The sequence below is a fragment of the Streptosporangium sp. CA-135522 genome (assembly GCF_050949235.1).
Taxonomy (GTDB): domain Bacteria; phylum Actinomycetota; class Actinomycetes; order Streptosporangiales; family Streptosporangiaceae; genus Streptosporangium.
Genome location: NZ_CP192026.1, coordinates 4,453,132 through 4,465,601, shown reverse-complemented (window position 1 = coordinate 4,465,601; position 12,470 = coordinate 4,453,132). Strand labels below are relative to the sequence as shown.

Below are 12,470 nucleotides of genomic sequence, written 5' to 3'. Positions count from 1 at the left end.
CTTGTGTGCGCCTGACGGTATGTAGCGTCAGGCGCATTTTTTGTTTGCCGGTCTTCCCCGGGTGTGGGCCTATCGCGGCGACGCGGAATTCGTGCAATGCGAATTTCGGCTTTGCACCTATCAAGAGGAGATCAACATGGCTTCTGGCACCGTGAAGTGGTTCAACGCGGAAAAGGGCTTCGGCTTCATCGAGCAGGACGGCGGCGGCGCCGACGTCTTCGCGCACTACTCCAACATCGTCTCTCAGGGCGGCTACCGCGAGCTGCAGGAGGGCCAGAAGGTGGCCTTCGATGTCACCCAGGGCCAGAAGGGCCCTCAGGCCGAGAACATCGTTTCCGCCTGACCAAGCACCGCCGCTGATCAGGGCCCGCACCCTCACGGGTGCGGGCCCTGATTCGTTTGACCCGCGGAGACTCCTTGGAAACACGATCGCGAAACGGCGGGCCAAGCTCTACCCATGCAGGTCAGAACCGTAGCCGTTGGATTTTCCGCGATTGCTACCGGAGCCCCTTGTGGAAGGCCCCGTGATCATGGACAAAATCAATCGGTTTCTCGACAAGATCAGCGAGGGTGACGCCGGTGCGGCGGTCACTCTCGCACGGGCCGGATGGATACGCGATGGGCGGTCAGTGGTTGGCCGCCAGGTCCGGCCGCCCTGCCGCCGCTATGGGGCAGGGGGCCGCGGACTGCTGGATCGCTGATGAGGGCCTGCGGTCGCAGGCCCTCATGCCGAGCGGCGGCCGGCGTTCTGGGGCCGCTGGTCGCGGGTGTGCTGCAGCTCGGCGTTGATGCGCAGGGCTTCGGCGAGCTGGTCTTCCAAAATGATGATGCGGCAGGCCGCCTCCAGGGCGGTGCCCTGGTCGACGAGCTCGCGCGCGCGGGCGGCCAGGCGCAGCTGGTAGCGGGAATAGCGGCGGTGACCGCCGTCGGAGCGCTGCGGCTCGATCAGCTTGGCGGCGCCCAGGCTACGCAGGAACGCCGGGGTGACGCCAAGGATCTCGGCGGCCCGGCCCATGCTGTAGGCGGGATAGTCCTCATCGTCGAACCGGTGATCGGAGAGGTCACTCGGCGTGGCGGGGAACCCATCAGCCCTATCGGCCCGGTCGGCCCTGTCCGCGGTGTCGGCCCGTGGGGCCGTTTCAGCCGTATCGGCGCCGGCGCGGAGCCTGGGCTGCGCGCGGACGGCCGACGCTATCGGTGCTTGGTCCATACAACCTTCCTGACAACCTTCTCGAAATGCCGACAGGGCCCCGGCGCCATGATGCGCCGGGGCCCACGAGGTTCAACACCATCTACCGGCCCGGGGGCCGATCTGTCTGTTCCGCATTGGCCGCCCGATGGGGGCGGGGATGCGGGGATCGCATATGCGTGACCGTAGACCACCTTCCAATTCGTGGGACTGCGGTACCCGTGCGGCGAACCTCAGCCGGCGACGGGCGATCCTGATGGCGTTCAACACTCCTTTCGCTCTTTCTGGCGTTACTTCTTCGACCTCATGCATCACTTTTTGCCGCAGCTGCTTTGTCCACGGCCAGAACCCTTCACCTACTGCTGGCCCTGGCGCGTCCGACGTTGGTACTCATTACTCGTTCACTACCTGACTGCTGTGGCAGCGCGTCCACGGCCAGAACCCTTCAACCACTACCGGTCCCGGCACGTCCGACCTTCTGCCCCTCTTCACTGCTTCGTCTTTGGCTATCCAGCTATCCACGCTCGTCCGGGCAGTTCGTCGTGATGCCTACGTCCTGCTCTGCCCTCGTGGATCCGTTCCTTGCGATGTCAGGAACTCTACCCCCACCCACCACGGATGTCTACTTCAGCCACTACAGGTTTTCGGTGCCGAAGACGTAAAGGGTTGAGTCCTCACGCCGTCGGGAGCAGCTCGGCGACGGCTTGGTCGACGCTGTCGCGCAGCCCGAAGTGGGCCAGCAGTTTGGCAAGCCGGTTCCTTCGGTTGGGAACAAACGTTCAGAGAGCAAGTGGTCCGAAGGAAGGCTTTCTTACATCCCGATTCCGCATCTTCCCAACAGTTCGACCTCGGGCCCCTGCACGGACCCGCCCCCGAGCGGGCCGACTGACCGACCCCGCGTCCCACCTACGCCCCCTCCCGGGTCTTCTTCGGCCGGCGGGTACGGTGTCGCCCTTCAGGTGCCCGTACACCGTCGAGCGCGGCACCCCGAACAAGTCCGCGATCTGCTGGACGGTCTTTTCCCGCGTGTCGTACAGCTGCTGGGCGAGGGCGGCCTGGTCGGCGGTGAGCCTGGGGCGGCGGCCGCCGACCCGGCCGCGGGCGCGGGCGGAGGCCAGGTCGTCCATCGTGTTGGCCACGATCAGCTCGCGCTGCAGCTCGGCCAGGACCGACAGCATGCCGAACATCGCGCGGCCCTCCATCGTGTCGGTGTCGATGCCCTGCTCGATCACATGCAGGCCCACCTTGCGTTCGCGCAGGTCCGCCCCGAGGGTGACCAAGTGCAGGACTGAGCGCGACAGCCGGTCCAGCCGGGTTACCTTCAGCGTGTCGCCCCCGCGCAGCAGCTTGAGAACCAGGTCGAGGCTGGGCCGGGAGGCCTTGGCGCCACTGGCCTTGTCCAGATGGATGTCGTTGCGGTCGATGCCCGCGCGCAGCAACGCGTCGATCTGGTAGAGAAAGCGCCGGACGTGATGCATCGGGGCGCCCAGTACCCGGCCTATTAAGCTGAAGGATTCCCCGTCGCGCCAGCGCCGCCAGATCTCGTCTTGCTGAGCGGGTGAAAACCCGTAGTCACGCACACACACCTCCACGGCTACATGATCATCCACGGGTGGTGCGTTGACCCATTGAGAGTGCCACCGTTATTCGACACTGAGATGACCAACCTCGCCACCACACAGAGTAACAGCAGTTACTCAGCGCTACTTTGCGGCTGATGACACGGACCCGAGTGGGGGGCCAAGACATCTGCCCGCACACTGGCCGGGCCCGACTGGGTTACGACCGCGCCCGCGTCCTGCTCGACCAGTACGCCGGCCTGGACCTCCATCAACTGCGCCACAGCGCCGCCACCCACCTCGGCGACGCCAAAGTCCCGCTCCAGCTCATCATGGCCAAGACCCGCCACAAGAACCCCCGCACCGCCATGCGCTACGTGAAACCCGGTGGCGAAGCCGTCGCCGAGATCACCAGTATCCTCGGCCCACCCCGCCGTACTCATTGACTGCGACGCAGCAACCAGCGGAAACGCCATTCAAGATCGACTCAATGTGGGTTTTGGGCTTATGTGGGCCGGATACCTTACTGGCCCTGACCCTCTGGGAGGGGCTCGACCCCGGCGAGATCGCCACAGTGTTGGACTGTTCCCGCAACGCCGCCCGGATCCGCCTGCACCGGGCTCGCAAGCGCTTGGCCAAGGCCCTGGAGAAGACCCGTCCATCGGCCGCCGGTTTCGCAGCGCGGCCGCTCATCCGGTCTCAGGCGGCCCGATACGCCGCGTTCGGTGCATCGAGAGTATTCCTCGCCACTTCAGATGAGAATTCGCCACACGTGTTGCAGGGCCTGGACCTAACGGCTGAGGCGAACGCCATGGCCCTGATCAGCCCGCGTCCAATCCCTTGCCGAGCAGCAGCCCGTGGCTACCAAATCCGGCCGAAGAGTAGAAGCCGACGGCGTCCTCGTTCGGCGCGAAGACCACCGCAAGGAGGAACTCGACGCCGCGGTCCCTGGCAGTCTGCTCAGCCGCGGCCAGCAAAGTCCGACCGACGCCTCGACCGCGATGGCGGTCAAGAATCACAGTGTGGACCTCCGCAGTGCGGCGCGGAATCAGGATCTGATGGTCGGGAGGCGCCGATCGCAGGACGACTTCCGCCATACCCGCTGCCTCACCATCCACCTCGGCCACGAGGAGCAGGTCATCCTGCCCGTCGCGCAGACGACTCTCGAAGTAGCCGCGCACCGCATCGACGTCCGGTCGGCGATGGACGGACGGGCCAAGCCCAACGTGATGCTCCGCGTTCGCCATGCGTAGCTCGACGAGCGCGGGCACATCTTCCAACTCCGCACTTCGGATCGAAACGGCCACGTAGAACCCTCCATCAGCGATCTTGTAGGGATACTGCCTGCGATCAACCTGTACGGCGCTGTCACGCATCACACGCCGCGAGATTGCAACATAACGCTTCAGATCTTGTCGTCGTCTTCGGCGGCGTCGGGGTCGCGCAGGTCGCGGCCACGCGTGGCATCCTGCCGCGGGTCGTACCGGGGTCCGGGCGGCCGGGGGCCGATGCTGTATCGCGGGTCGCACCAAGAAGAATGCAGCAAAGGTGAAGGCGGCCGCCGCGGCGGCGAAGGACTCTGCGGCGGCCTCGTCTGCCCCGCCGACACCCGAGGCCGGCGCTCGGGCAGACGGCCGGGCGCCGAACGAAACCCCAACGTCGACGGCATCGCGTTGCCCGGTGTGCGGCGCGGCGATCGGCCAGGTACGCACCGGCCGCCCAGCCCGCTACTGCGGAACCCCGTGCAGGCAGGCCGCGCACCGGGCCCGCCGCCGTAGGGTCGAGGGCGCCCAGCGCGCGGCACGGCTGCGTGACCGTCTGGTGGTCGACGCCACCGCCGCCCGCCATCTGGCCGACGAGTTGGCCGCCGCGCTCGCCACCGTTCCCCTCCCCCTCCCCCCCCGTTGACGTCAGCCAAGACGGCCAGAACGACGAGACCGCGCCGTCGCCGACCGGGTGGGAGGACGAGCTGACCGCGCTGGCAGGCGGCCTGACCAGGATGGCAAGCGCCATTGGCGGGCACGTCCGTGACCACCAGGCCGCCACGGCCGACTGGTGTCACGCCACCCAGCGGTAGACCCGACAGCGCGCAAGGCTTCGTCAGGTCGCCCTCATGTCGCGTCGATGACCTCTTCCACCGCGCTGCTTCCGCTGCCAGGGCGAGATTCCCATTCCCATGACTCGTCCAGGCGTAGACGTCCGTCGGCCAGCACCGTGATTCGGGATACGCAGTGACCACTGGAGGTTTCGCCCGCCAGGTTGAGCTGGGTGTAGCGGAAGTCGATGCTGTCGCCGTCGAGGGTGCCGACGAGGAAGCCACGGCGGACGGAACCTCCTGCGTAGGTGCCCCAGATCTCGCTGCCGGTCTGGTGATAGGTGAAGAGCGTCTCGGTGCCAACCTCGCCGCCTGCCACATCTGCGACAGCGCGGAATCGGCGGCCGTCCAGGGAAGGAACTGTCATCCATGCAATCCTTTGGATCATGCGACCCACCCCCTCGCCGAGGAGCGGGTGCCTGTGGTGTTCTCCGACCTCATCGGCCGGACCATGATGCTCATCATCCCGCTGGTCCTGCTCCTCCAAGCCGCACCCGGTTCTGCCACTCTGCGGCATCAACGCAGCCGAACCGCACGCTGGGAGGTCGTGGCCGGGTACAGGTTGCCGAGGACCCGGCTGCGCGGACGAAGTGCCCAGGAGGCGAGGGTGCACAGGGCGAAAAGTGATGTGTAGGCAACGTGGTACCACGCCGAACCGGATACCAGGTGGGAGATCACGGCGCCGGAGAAGTTGAAGAACGCGCCCGCATAGGCCCATTCCTTCAACCGGGTGAATCCCGGCAGAAGGATCGCCGCGGGTGCCAGCACCTTCCAGAAGCCGATGACGAACAGGAAATATCCGGGGTAGCCCAGGGCCACCATGCCGCCGACGGTTTCCGGACGATGGCTCAGGTCGGCCACGCCACCGCTCAGCAACGCTCCCGTGAAGCTCAGTGAGACCACCCAGTAGGCAACCGCCGTTGCCCTGCTTCGCGAAGGAGCGCCCGGCAGGAGACGGGCGAACGTCGAGGAGTACGGCGCCGGGTGACGGCGACTCGCCGGCCGCAGCGCCCAGGAGACCACCGTGATGGCGGCGAAGCCGAGTGGGACGATGCCCGCGCTGACGTTGCCCACGAAGAAGTGAGAGACGGCGCCTGCCGTATAGACGAAGATCGCTCCCGCGTAGACCCACTCCTTCAGACGGGGAAAGCGCGGGATCAGCAGAACAGCCGCGCCGGAGATCTTCCACACTCCCAGGATGACGGCCACATACCACGGGTAGTCCAGTTGCTGTTCCAAGAGGTCACGAACATAGTCAATCCGCAGCACACCCGACACGCCGCCTACTGCCGACTCCACAGCGATGATCGCTGTCGTCACCCAGTAGAGGGCGCCGCGAACGCGCGGGTCGGCATCGGATTCGAGGACGTGCCTCGGCGTGGGCGTGATCGTCTTCGCGCCGTTGGACACGGCGTACTCCTCTCGGGTCACACCAACGGCTGCCCGCTGGTCATGAATATGACTCCGGAAAAGTGAAGAATGTGACCGCTGAGAGTTCTCCGGCGCATCGGCCGCTGTGATCACCGCACACCGAAGCCGGGCTACCTTCACCCGGCGGCCGAGCAGGGGCGAGTTGCCCGCTGTCACATTTCCACCGCGCGCCGGGTCATTGAGGCGACGGAACGGACTCGGCCGCCGGCCTCACGGCGCACCTCTTGCATGCGAGAGGCGTCACCTTTGCCGTACCCGCCCCGTCATGCAGGTGAAGACGAAACGCGAGCAAGTGGGTGTCCGTATATGTCAGCAACTGCATACGAGACTGCGGTGAGCGGGATCGTGGCTGAGGGTTCGCGGCCGATGCGGCGGACGGGCCGGGCACCCAGGCGGACGTCGGCTGACCGGCCTTGGCCTCCGTACATCTGATGCCTCGGTCCAGGTCAGCGGCAGGGAGCTCGGCTGTTGCACCCCGAAGATCCGTGGCTACCGGGGCATCTCCAAAGGCTGTCCGCCGACGGCTGCCCATGAGCAGGGGTCACCTGCCCTCGGTAGCCCTTTTCAACGAACCTGAAGGGATTCGTCCATGAAACTCACCGTCTTCGGCGCCAGTGGTGGCGTCGGCCGGCATCTGCTCGACCAGTCTCTGGCCAAGGGGCACGACGTCACGGCCGTCGTACGGGATCCGGCCAAGCTGGACGGGCGCCCTGTCCGCGTCGTGCGTGCCGCTGACATGGCCACGGCCGAGGTCGCGACGCTGCTGCCCGCCGTCGAAGGAGCCGACGCCGTTCTGTCGGCACTCGGCCCGCCGAACAATGCCGCGGCCGGGGTGGCCTCCAGAGGCACCAAGGCGATCCTCGCGGCGATGCGGTCCGCCGGGACCCGTCGACTGATCGTGGTGAGCGCCGCCCCGGTGGGCACCACGCCCTCTCCCGGCCGCCCCCATCCGCCCCGGCACGACCCTGGCGATGGGCCGTTCCTGCGTTACCTGGTGTATCCGATCGTCAAGGCCGCGCTACGTCCGCAGTACCTGGACCTGGCCGTCATGGAGGACGCCGTGCGTGACAGCGGCTTCGACTGGACGGTGCTCAGGCCGGTGCAGCTGACCGACAAGCCGGTGACCGGCGCTTACCGGACGGCGGTGGGACAGAACGTGCCGGGCGGCCGGTACGTCTCGCGCGCAGACGTGGCCCACGCCATGCTCGCGGTGCTCGACCGGCCGGAAACGGTCAAGCAGGTCATCGGCATGGCCAACTGACGCCCTCATCGCCGATCACAACCGACCGCAAGGGAGAAATCATGATGGAAGTTCCGATCACCCGTACCGAAACGCCTGTCGACGAGCCGATCACCATGATCAACGCTTTCACCGTACCGATAGAGGAGTCGGAGGCGTTCCTGCCGCTGTGGGAGGAGAACGCCGAGATCATGGCCAGGCAACCGGGATTCATCCGCGCCCGGCTGCACCGATCGATGATCGACGACGCTGAGCTACGGTTCGTCAACGTGGCCCAGTGGGAGAGCGGGAGGCAGCTGGAAGAGGCGCTGAGCAGGCCCGAATGGCACGAGAGCGCCCAGCGGCTGCTCAACGATCCTGGCCTGCACATCACCGCGCGGCCCAGCATCTACGAGGTCATCGTCGATCTCCTGCCCTCTCGCGTCGGAAGTGACGAACCGGCAACCATCTGAAGCCGGCGCCGTGGCCCGGGCATCCGCTGAAGGACATGCGGATGCCTGGGCCACGGCGTTTGGTACGGCAGGCGCTCAGGTCGCTGCGGCGCCAGGTCGGTGCGGCCCGCCGTCCGACGGCCGACCGGCACGCGTCCTCGACTTCGAGCGACATCCACGCCGGCTTCTCCAGCACCGTGATGCCCGCGGTGCAGACGACCTCGCTCGGGTCGGCGACCTCCGCCGGATATGGACGAACCTGGCCGGCACGGGTCCCTGGCCGGCAGCACACCGAGCGTCTCCTCTTCATGCCTCTTCGCACCCCGCACGGTGAGCGCGACACGGCATGGCCATGATCCCTGGCTGGATCATGGCCATGCCGCTCTCCCCTATCGAACGGTCGACGCCCGGCCGACCGACCGGCTCGGCGCCGCGCGGGCATTTCGGTCGTCGAGGGGATGGAGAAGGTCCCGCCAGTCGGATGGCCAGTTGGCCAGCGCCACGCCGATCATGATGGTCAGGTGCAGTGGCGCCGATACCTCCTCGTACAAGGGGGCGACGTCGATGAGGTGGGTCGTCACCGCGCCGATCAGCACGAACACCAGCCCCGCGGCGCCGATGAACCTGACCCGACGCCGGGGGACGAGCATCATCAGCCCGAAGACGAGCTCCAGGGTGCCGACGACGAACCGCATCCACGGCGGCCAACCCCAGTCGACGAACTTCTCCGCGTAGGCCGGACCGAAGAAGGTCGGCCCGGGCCAGAACTTGGTGGCGAAGCCGATGAAGAACGACACGGCCAGATACCAGTACAGGACTGTGGCGAGCCGTCGCGGCCAGGTACGTGCGGTCATGAGCACTCCGTCATGTTCGCCCATGCGATTCAGCCCCATTTCTGGCCGGCGAGCTGCCGGGTGGTGACGTTGAGCCGGTTCGACAGGTTCGTCACCGCCGCCATCAGAACGATGGCGGCCAGTCCCGCTTCGTCGTAATGCCGGGCCGCCTCCTCCCAGATGTGGTCGGGGACCGGGTCGCTGCGGTCGGCGAGCCGGGTGGCGGCCTCGGTGAGGGCCAGCGCGGCCCGCTCGGCGTCGGTGAAGTACGGCGTCTCCCGCCAGGCGACGACCAGCCCCGTCCGCTCGTCGCTCTCGCCGCTCTTCCTGGCGCTGCGGACCCCCGACTCCACGCAGGGGCCGCAACCGTTGATCTGGCTGGCGCGCAGGTGCACCAGCCCCAGGGTGGTCTCCGGCACGCCGGCCGTACGGGTGGCCTTGAAGAGCTCCTGGATGGGCGCCATCGCCGCCGGCAGGACGGCGGCGGGATTCTTCATCCGTGTCTGCATGTGTTTCTCCGCTTCATCGGCTGGACTTCCGTCCTGATGACGCGCCGCGAGGGGAGGTTGTGACGGCGAGCCGCCTGTCACATCTGCGCGGTCTTTTCCGTCATCTGTTACAGACAGCACGAGAGGGACGGCGTCATGGAGGAGAAGGACCTGCTGGCCGGTTGGTTCCAGCAGCATCGCGACCACCTGTGGGCGGTGGCCTACCGGCTGCTCGGCTCGTCGAGCGAGGCCGACGACGCGCTCCAGGAGGCATGGCTACGGCTCAGCCGCGCCGGCGCGGAGGACGTGCGGAACGTTCCGGGCTGGCTCACCACGATCGTCGCCCGGGTGGCGCTGAGCATGCTGCGCGATCGCCGGACGCGCCGTGAGGAGCCGCTACGCGCCGCCGGGCCAGACCCGACGGCCGGCCTGCGTGAGGCGGACGACCCCGAGCACGAGGTGGTCGTCGCCGATTCGGTCGGCCTGGCCCTGCTGGTGGTGCTCGACATGCTCACGCCGGCGGAACGGATCGCGTTCGTCCTGCACGACATGTTCGCCGTGCCGTTCGGCGAGATCGCGTTGATCGTGAACCGTTCGCCGGCCGCGGCCCGGCAACTGGCCAGCCGCGCCCGCCGGCGCGTACAGCATCCGACGGCCCCGGAGGCCGGGACCGACTCCGCCAGACAGCGGGAGATCGTCACCGCCTTCCGGGCCGCGTCCCGTGACGGTGACTTCGCGGCCCTGCTCGCGCTGCTCGACCCCGACGTGGAGATCAGCGCGGACCGCACCGCCGTGCTCTCCGGCGCGTCGAGGCTGGTACGAGGGGCGGACGGCGTGGCCGAGACCTTCGCCGGTCGCGCCCAAGCCGCCGAGCTCGCGCTCATCGACGGGGCACCGGGTCTGGTGTGGGCGCCGGGCGGACGGCCACGGATCGTCTTCGCCTTCACCATCGCGAACGACAGGATCACCCACGTCGACCTGCTCGCCGACCCCGAATACCTGGAGGACATCGAACTGGTGACGCTCGGTGGGTAGGCATCCGGCCGGGCCGCCGACCACGCGGTTCCCGGCGCGGAGCCGTCAGGCGAAGAACTGGGCCAGCGACTGCGACACCAGTTCGGGGTCTTCCTCACACAGCCAGTGCAGCGCCTTGTCCACGGTGACGATGCCGCGGACGTCCGTGGCCACCTGGGGCAGTGTGCCCTCGAACCAGGGGCGGGTGTCCGGGGCCACCAGGCCGAGTACGGGGGCGCTCACCTTGGCGTAGGTCTTCATGTCCTGGATGTCCTGGTGGCAGGCCTGGTACCAGCCGTTGCTCGCCCGGATAGCCTCAGCCTTGTCGTACACGCGCGCGTAGATGGCCCTGTCGCGGTCGGTAACCGTGCTTTGGTCGACGAGCCCGATGCCGTAGTGCCAGTCGATCAGGAACCGTGATCGGTTCGCGAGGAGTTGTTCCGGCAGGCCCCGCACCTGGTTGAACGCCCACCACCACATGTGCGTGTCGCCGCCTGGCCGCTGCAGCATCGGAATCTGGTAGAGACTCTCGTCGGGGTGCAGCACGTCCAGCAGCGCGAGCTTGCGCGTCGCGGCCGGATGGTTGGCCGCGAAGCTGAAGGCGACCATCGCGCCGATGTCGTGCCCGGCGATGTTGACGCTGTCGTGGCCGAGCGTGCGCACCAGTTCGTGGACGTCGCGTGCCATCGTCTTCTTGTCGAAGCCGCCCGCGGGTTTGTCGGACGCGCCCATGCCCCGGATGTCGACGGCGATCACGCGGTAGCGGCGGGCGAGGGCCGGCATGACCTTGTGGTAGCTCCACCAGGTGGCGGGCCAGCCGGGCAGCAGGACGAGCGGTTCACCCGCGCCTCCCGTCACGTAGTGCAGCCGGATCCCGTTGACATAGGCGTGGGCGCTGCGGAAACCGCCGGGGAGTGAGGCGGCCAGTTCGGCGTCGCCAGGAAGCTTCGGCCTGATGGCGGCCGAGGTCGGGCTCGCGGTCGCGTCCAGCCCGCCGATCGCGGCGAGCGCTGCGGCCAGCGTGATCATCTTGCGTCGGTTCACATTCATGTGAGGGTTCTCCCAGTGAAGGGGTTCTGGAGACTGCGACGCCGCTAGTCCCAGCTGGTACCGGCGGGGTCTTTGATGATGTTGTTGACGGTGTTGAAGAAGTTACTGGTGGCCATCCAGAGGATCAGCGTCGCGCGCTGCCGTTCGTCGTAGTGCTTGACGAGTTCGTCCCAGACCGCGTCGGGGATGGCATCGGCGGTCCGGTCGTTCATACGGGCAGCGGCTTCGGCCAACGCCAGGGCGGCACGTTCGGCGTCGGTGAAGAACGGCGACTGCCGCCATGCCGCTACCGAGGTCAGCTGGTCGTCGGTGACTCCAGCCTTCCTGGCTTCGGCGACGTCCGCGTACAGGCAGGCGCTGCCGCCGTTGATCTGACTGCCGCGCATGGCGGCCAGCATCAGCGTGGTCGGCGCGATGACGCCGTTCTCCATGTCGTGCCGCATGGCCTGGAAGAGGGCCTGGATCGCTTGTCCCGCGTCCGGCACCAGGTAGGCGGGGTTGGTCATTCGTGCTTGCATGATTCGTTCCTTTCGAGAAGTCGGTGCATCGGGAGCGCTCAGGGTGAGGCGCGGGCACCGCGTCCTCACCCTGAGCGAGTCCGCCGGCTACTGCCTCCACTGCTCCGTCGGCGACACCCCGGCCAGCGGCTTGCCGATGAGGGCCAGGGGGGTGAAGAAGCCGACCTGGCCGATGGCCATGATGAGCGTGGCGAGCGCCTTCTCGTCGTAGTGCTCGCGCGCCCGCTCGTACAGCTCGTCGGAGACGCGCTCACCGGACGGGTTCGCGGTGAGGACGGCCTCCACCAGGGCGAGCGCGACGCGCTCGGCGTCGGTGAAGTAGGGGGCGTCCTGCCAGGACGCCACGGCGGTGATGCGCTCCTCTGTCTCCCCGGCCTTGCGGAGGGTGCCGGTGTGCAGGACCGTCAGGTACGTGTTGCCGACGATCTGCCCGGCGCGCAACTGGAGCAGGCTGATGGTGACCTCCGGGACGGAGCCGTTCCCGGTCGCCCTGAACAGGGCTCCGGCGATCTCCTTCAGCTCGGGGACGAGCACGGCGGGGTTGGACAGGCGCGACTGGCGGTGCTGCTGTTCGGTGCTGGTCATGGTGGTGGGTTTCCTTTCTGGTTCAACGGTGTTCCGG

The 12,470-nt window shown here is 67.5% G+C and carries 17 protein-coding genes and 1 pseudogene; 8 read left to right on the top strand and 10 right to left on the bottom strand.

Annotation, left to right across the window (positions count from 1 at the left end; all coding sequences use genetic code 11):
- Positions 1-136 precede the first annotated feature (136 nt).
- Complete coding sequence (locus ACQPYK_RS20770) at positions 137-343, top strand: cold-shock protein (RefSeq protein ID WP_433257536.1); 207 nt, start codon at positions 137-139, stop codon at positions 341-343.
- Between the two features lie 381 nt (positions 344-724).
- On the opposite strand, the gene ACQPYK_RS20765 is transcribed toward ACQPYK_RS20770, so the two are convergent.
- Positions 725-1,015 (bottom strand): MerR family transcriptional regulator, encoded by a 291-nt coding sequence (locus ACQPYK_RS20765; protein WP_433258862.1) that lies wholly within the window; start codon positions 1,013-1,015, stop codon positions 725-727.
- A gap of 953 nt (positions 1,016-1,968) precedes the next feature.
- A complete protein-coding gene (locus ACQPYK_RS20760; protein ID WP_433257534.1) occupies positions 1,969-2,769 on the bottom strand; it encodes a recombinase family protein in 801 nt (266 codons plus the stop codon).
- Positions 2,770-2,906: 137 nt separating this feature from the next.
- Here ACQPYK_RS20760 and ACQPYK_RS20755 point away from each other — a divergent pair, with 137 nt between their 5' ends.
- Positions 2,907-3,194, top strand: coding sequence for a tyrosine-type recombinase/integrase (locus ACQPYK_RS20755; protein WP_433257532.1), 288 nt, complete (start codon positions 2,907-2,909; stop codon positions 3,192-3,194).
- A gap of 44 nt (positions 3,195-3,238) precedes the next feature.
- Positions 3,239-3,334 (top strand): annotated as a pseudogene (locus tag ACQPYK_RS20750) (hypothetical protein); the annotation flags it as partial.
- Between the two features lie 235 nt (positions 3,335-3,569).
- On the opposite strand, the gene ACQPYK_RS20745 reads toward ACQPYK_RS20750, so the two are convergent.
- Complete coding sequence (locus ACQPYK_RS20745) at positions 3,570-4,055, bottom strand: N-acetyltransferase family protein (protein ID WP_433257531.1); 486 nt, start codon at positions 4,053-4,055, stop codon at positions 3,570-3,572.
- Positions 4,056-4,428: 373 nt separating this feature from the next.
- Between ACQPYK_RS20745 and ACQPYK_RS20740 the strand changes: the two genes are divergently transcribed.
- The gene (locus ACQPYK_RS20740) at positions 4,429-4,656 is read left to right on the top strand and encodes a hypothetical protein (protein ID WP_433257530.1); all 228 of its coding nucleotides are present in this window, start codon (positions 4,429-4,431) and stop codon (positions 4,654-4,656) included.
- Positions 4,657-4,859: 203 nt separating this feature from the next.
- Here the strand turns inward: ACQPYK_RS20740 and ACQPYK_RS20735 are convergent, their stop codons facing one another.
- Complete coding sequence (locus ACQPYK_RS20735; RefSeq protein ID WP_433257528.1) at positions 4,860-5,210, bottom strand: hypothetical protein; 351 nt, start codon at positions 5,208-5,210, stop codon at positions 4,860-4,862.
- Between the two features lie 149 nt (positions 5,211-5,359).
- Positions 5,360-6,430, bottom strand: a complete 1,071-nt coding sequence (locus ACQPYK_RS20730; protein ID WP_433257526.1) for a DoxX family protein — start codon at positions 6,428-6,430, stop codon at positions 5,360-5,362.
- 433 nt (positions 6,431-6,863) lie between these two features.
- Between ACQPYK_RS20730 and ACQPYK_RS20725 the strand changes: the two genes are divergently transcribed.
- Genes ACQPYK_RS20725 through ACQPYK_RS20715 form a run of 3 tightly spaced genes read left to right on the top strand, consistent with a single transcriptional unit; the run spans position 6,864 to position 8,301 of the window.
- Positions 6,864-7,535 carry an NAD(P)-dependent oxidoreductase gene (locus ACQPYK_RS20725; protein WP_433257524.1) on the top strand — a complete coding sequence of 224 codons (672 nt, stop codon included), beginning with the start codon at positions 6,864-6,866 and terminating at the stop codon, positions 7,533-7,535.
- A 41-nt stretch (positions 7,536-7,576) separates the two neighbouring features.
- Positions 7,577-7,966 carry an antibiotic biosynthesis monooxygenase family protein gene (locus ACQPYK_RS20720; RefSeq protein ID WP_433257523.1) on the top strand — a complete coding sequence of 130 codons (390 nt, stop codon included), beginning with the start codon at positions 7,577-7,579 and terminating at the stop codon, positions 7,964-7,966.
- Between the two features lie 41 nt (positions 7,967-8,007).
- Complete coding sequence (locus ACQPYK_RS20715) at positions 8,008-8,301, top strand: hypothetical protein (RefSeq protein WP_433257522.1); 294 nt, start codon at positions 8,008-8,010, stop codon at positions 8,299-8,301.
- A gap of 33 nt (positions 8,302-8,334) precedes the next feature.
- Here ACQPYK_RS20715 and ACQPYK_RS20710 read toward each other — a convergent pair whose 3' ends face one another.
- Together ACQPYK_RS20710 and ACQPYK_RS20705 are read right to left on the bottom strand one after the other, a co-directional pair.
- Positions 8,335-8,799: a DoxX family protein gene (locus ACQPYK_RS20710; protein ID WP_433257520.1), complete on the bottom strand. Its 465-nt coding sequence runs from the start codon at positions 8,797-8,799 to the stop codon at positions 8,335-8,337.
- A 29-nt stretch (positions 8,800-8,828) separates the two neighbouring features.
- Positions 8,829-9,287 carry a carboxymuconolactone decarboxylase family protein gene (locus tag ACQPYK_RS20705; protein WP_433257518.1) on the bottom strand — a complete coding sequence of 153 codons (459 nt, stop codon included), beginning with the start codon at positions 9,285-9,287 and terminating at the stop codon, positions 8,829-8,831.
- 135 nt (positions 9,288-9,422) lie between these two features.
- Between ACQPYK_RS20705 and ACQPYK_RS20700 the strand changes: the two genes are divergently transcribed.
- Positions 9,423-10,301 (top strand): sigma-70 family RNA polymerase sigma factor, encoded by an 879-nt coding sequence (locus tag ACQPYK_RS20700; RefSeq protein ID WP_433257516.1) that lies wholly within the window; start codon positions 9,423-9,425, stop codon positions 10,299-10,301.
- 45 nt (positions 10,302-10,346) lie between these two features.
- Here ACQPYK_RS20700 and ACQPYK_RS20695 read toward each other — a convergent pair whose 3' ends face one another.
- The 3 genes from ACQPYK_RS20695 to ACQPYK_RS20685 form a co-directional block, all read right to left on the bottom strand.
- A complete protein-coding gene (locus tag ACQPYK_RS20695) occupies positions 10,347-11,330 on the bottom strand; it encodes an alpha/beta hydrolase (RefSeq protein ID WP_433257514.1) in 984 nt (327 codons plus the stop codon).
- 44 nt (positions 11,331-11,374) lie between these two features.
- Complete coding sequence (locus ACQPYK_RS20690) at positions 11,375-11,848, bottom strand: carboxymuconolactone decarboxylase family protein (protein ID WP_433257513.1); 474 nt, start codon at positions 11,846-11,848, stop codon at positions 11,375-11,377.
- Positions 11,849-11,935: 87 nt separating this feature from the next.
- Positions 11,936-12,433 carry a carboxymuconolactone decarboxylase family protein gene (locus ACQPYK_RS20685; protein ID WP_433257511.1) on the bottom strand — a complete coding sequence of 166 codons (498 nt, stop codon included), beginning with the start codon at positions 12,431-12,433 and terminating at the stop codon, positions 11,936-11,938.
- Between the last annotated feature and the right edge of the window lie 37 nt (positions 12,434-12,470).

Coding starts and splice junctions, on each gene's coding strand:
- ACQPYK_RS20735 (WP_433257528.1), bottom strand. CDS start 5,210: ATGACAGTTCCTTCCCTGGACGGCCGCCGATTCCGCGCTGTCGCAGAT.
- ACQPYK_RS20700 (WP_433257516.1), top strand. CDS start 9,423: ATGGAGGAGAAGGACCTGCTGGCCGGTTGGTTCCAGCAGCATCGCGAC.
- ACQPYK_RS20685 (WP_433257511.1), bottom strand. CDS start 12,433: ATGACCAGCACCGAACAGCAGCACCGCCAGTCGCGCCTGTCCAACCCC.
- ACQPYK_RS20765 (WP_433258862.1), bottom strand. CDS start 1,015: ATGGGCCGGGCCGCCGAGATCCTTGGCGTCACCCCGGCGTTCCTGCGT.
- ACQPYK_RS20690 (WP_433257513.1), bottom strand. CDS start 11,848: ATGCAAGCACGAATGACCAACCCCGCCTACCTGGTGCCGGACGCGGGA.
- ACQPYK_RS20770 (WP_433257536.1), top strand. CDS start 137: ATGGCTTCTGGCACCGTGAAGTGGTTCAACGCGGAAAAGGGCTTCGGC.
- ACQPYK_RS20705 (WP_433257518.1), bottom strand. CDS start 9,287: ATGCAGACACGGATGAAGAATCCCGCCGCCGTCCTGCCGGCGGCGATG.
- ACQPYK_RS20695 (WP_433257514.1), bottom strand. CDS start 11,330: ATGAATGTGAACCGACGCAAGATGATCACGCTGGCCGCAGCGCTCGCC.
- ACQPYK_RS20725 (WP_433257524.1), top strand. CDS start 6,864: ATGAAACTCACCGTCTTCGGCGCCAGTGGTGGCGTCGGCCGGCATCTG.
- ACQPYK_RS20710 (WP_433257520.1), bottom strand. CDS start 8,799: ATGACCGCACGTACCTGGCCGCGACGGCTCGCCACAGTCCTGTACTGG.
- ACQPYK_RS20755 (WP_433257532.1), top strand. CDS start 2,907: ATGACACGGACCCGAGTGGGGGGCCAAGACATCTGCCCGCACACTGGC.
- ACQPYK_RS20715 (WP_433257522.1), top strand. CDS start 8,008: ATGCCTGGGCCACGGCGTTTGGTACGGCAGGCGCTCAGGTCGCTGCGG.
- ACQPYK_RS20720 (WP_433257523.1), top strand. CDS start 7,577: ATGATGGAAGTTCCGATCACCCGTACCGAAACGCCTGTCGACGAGCCG.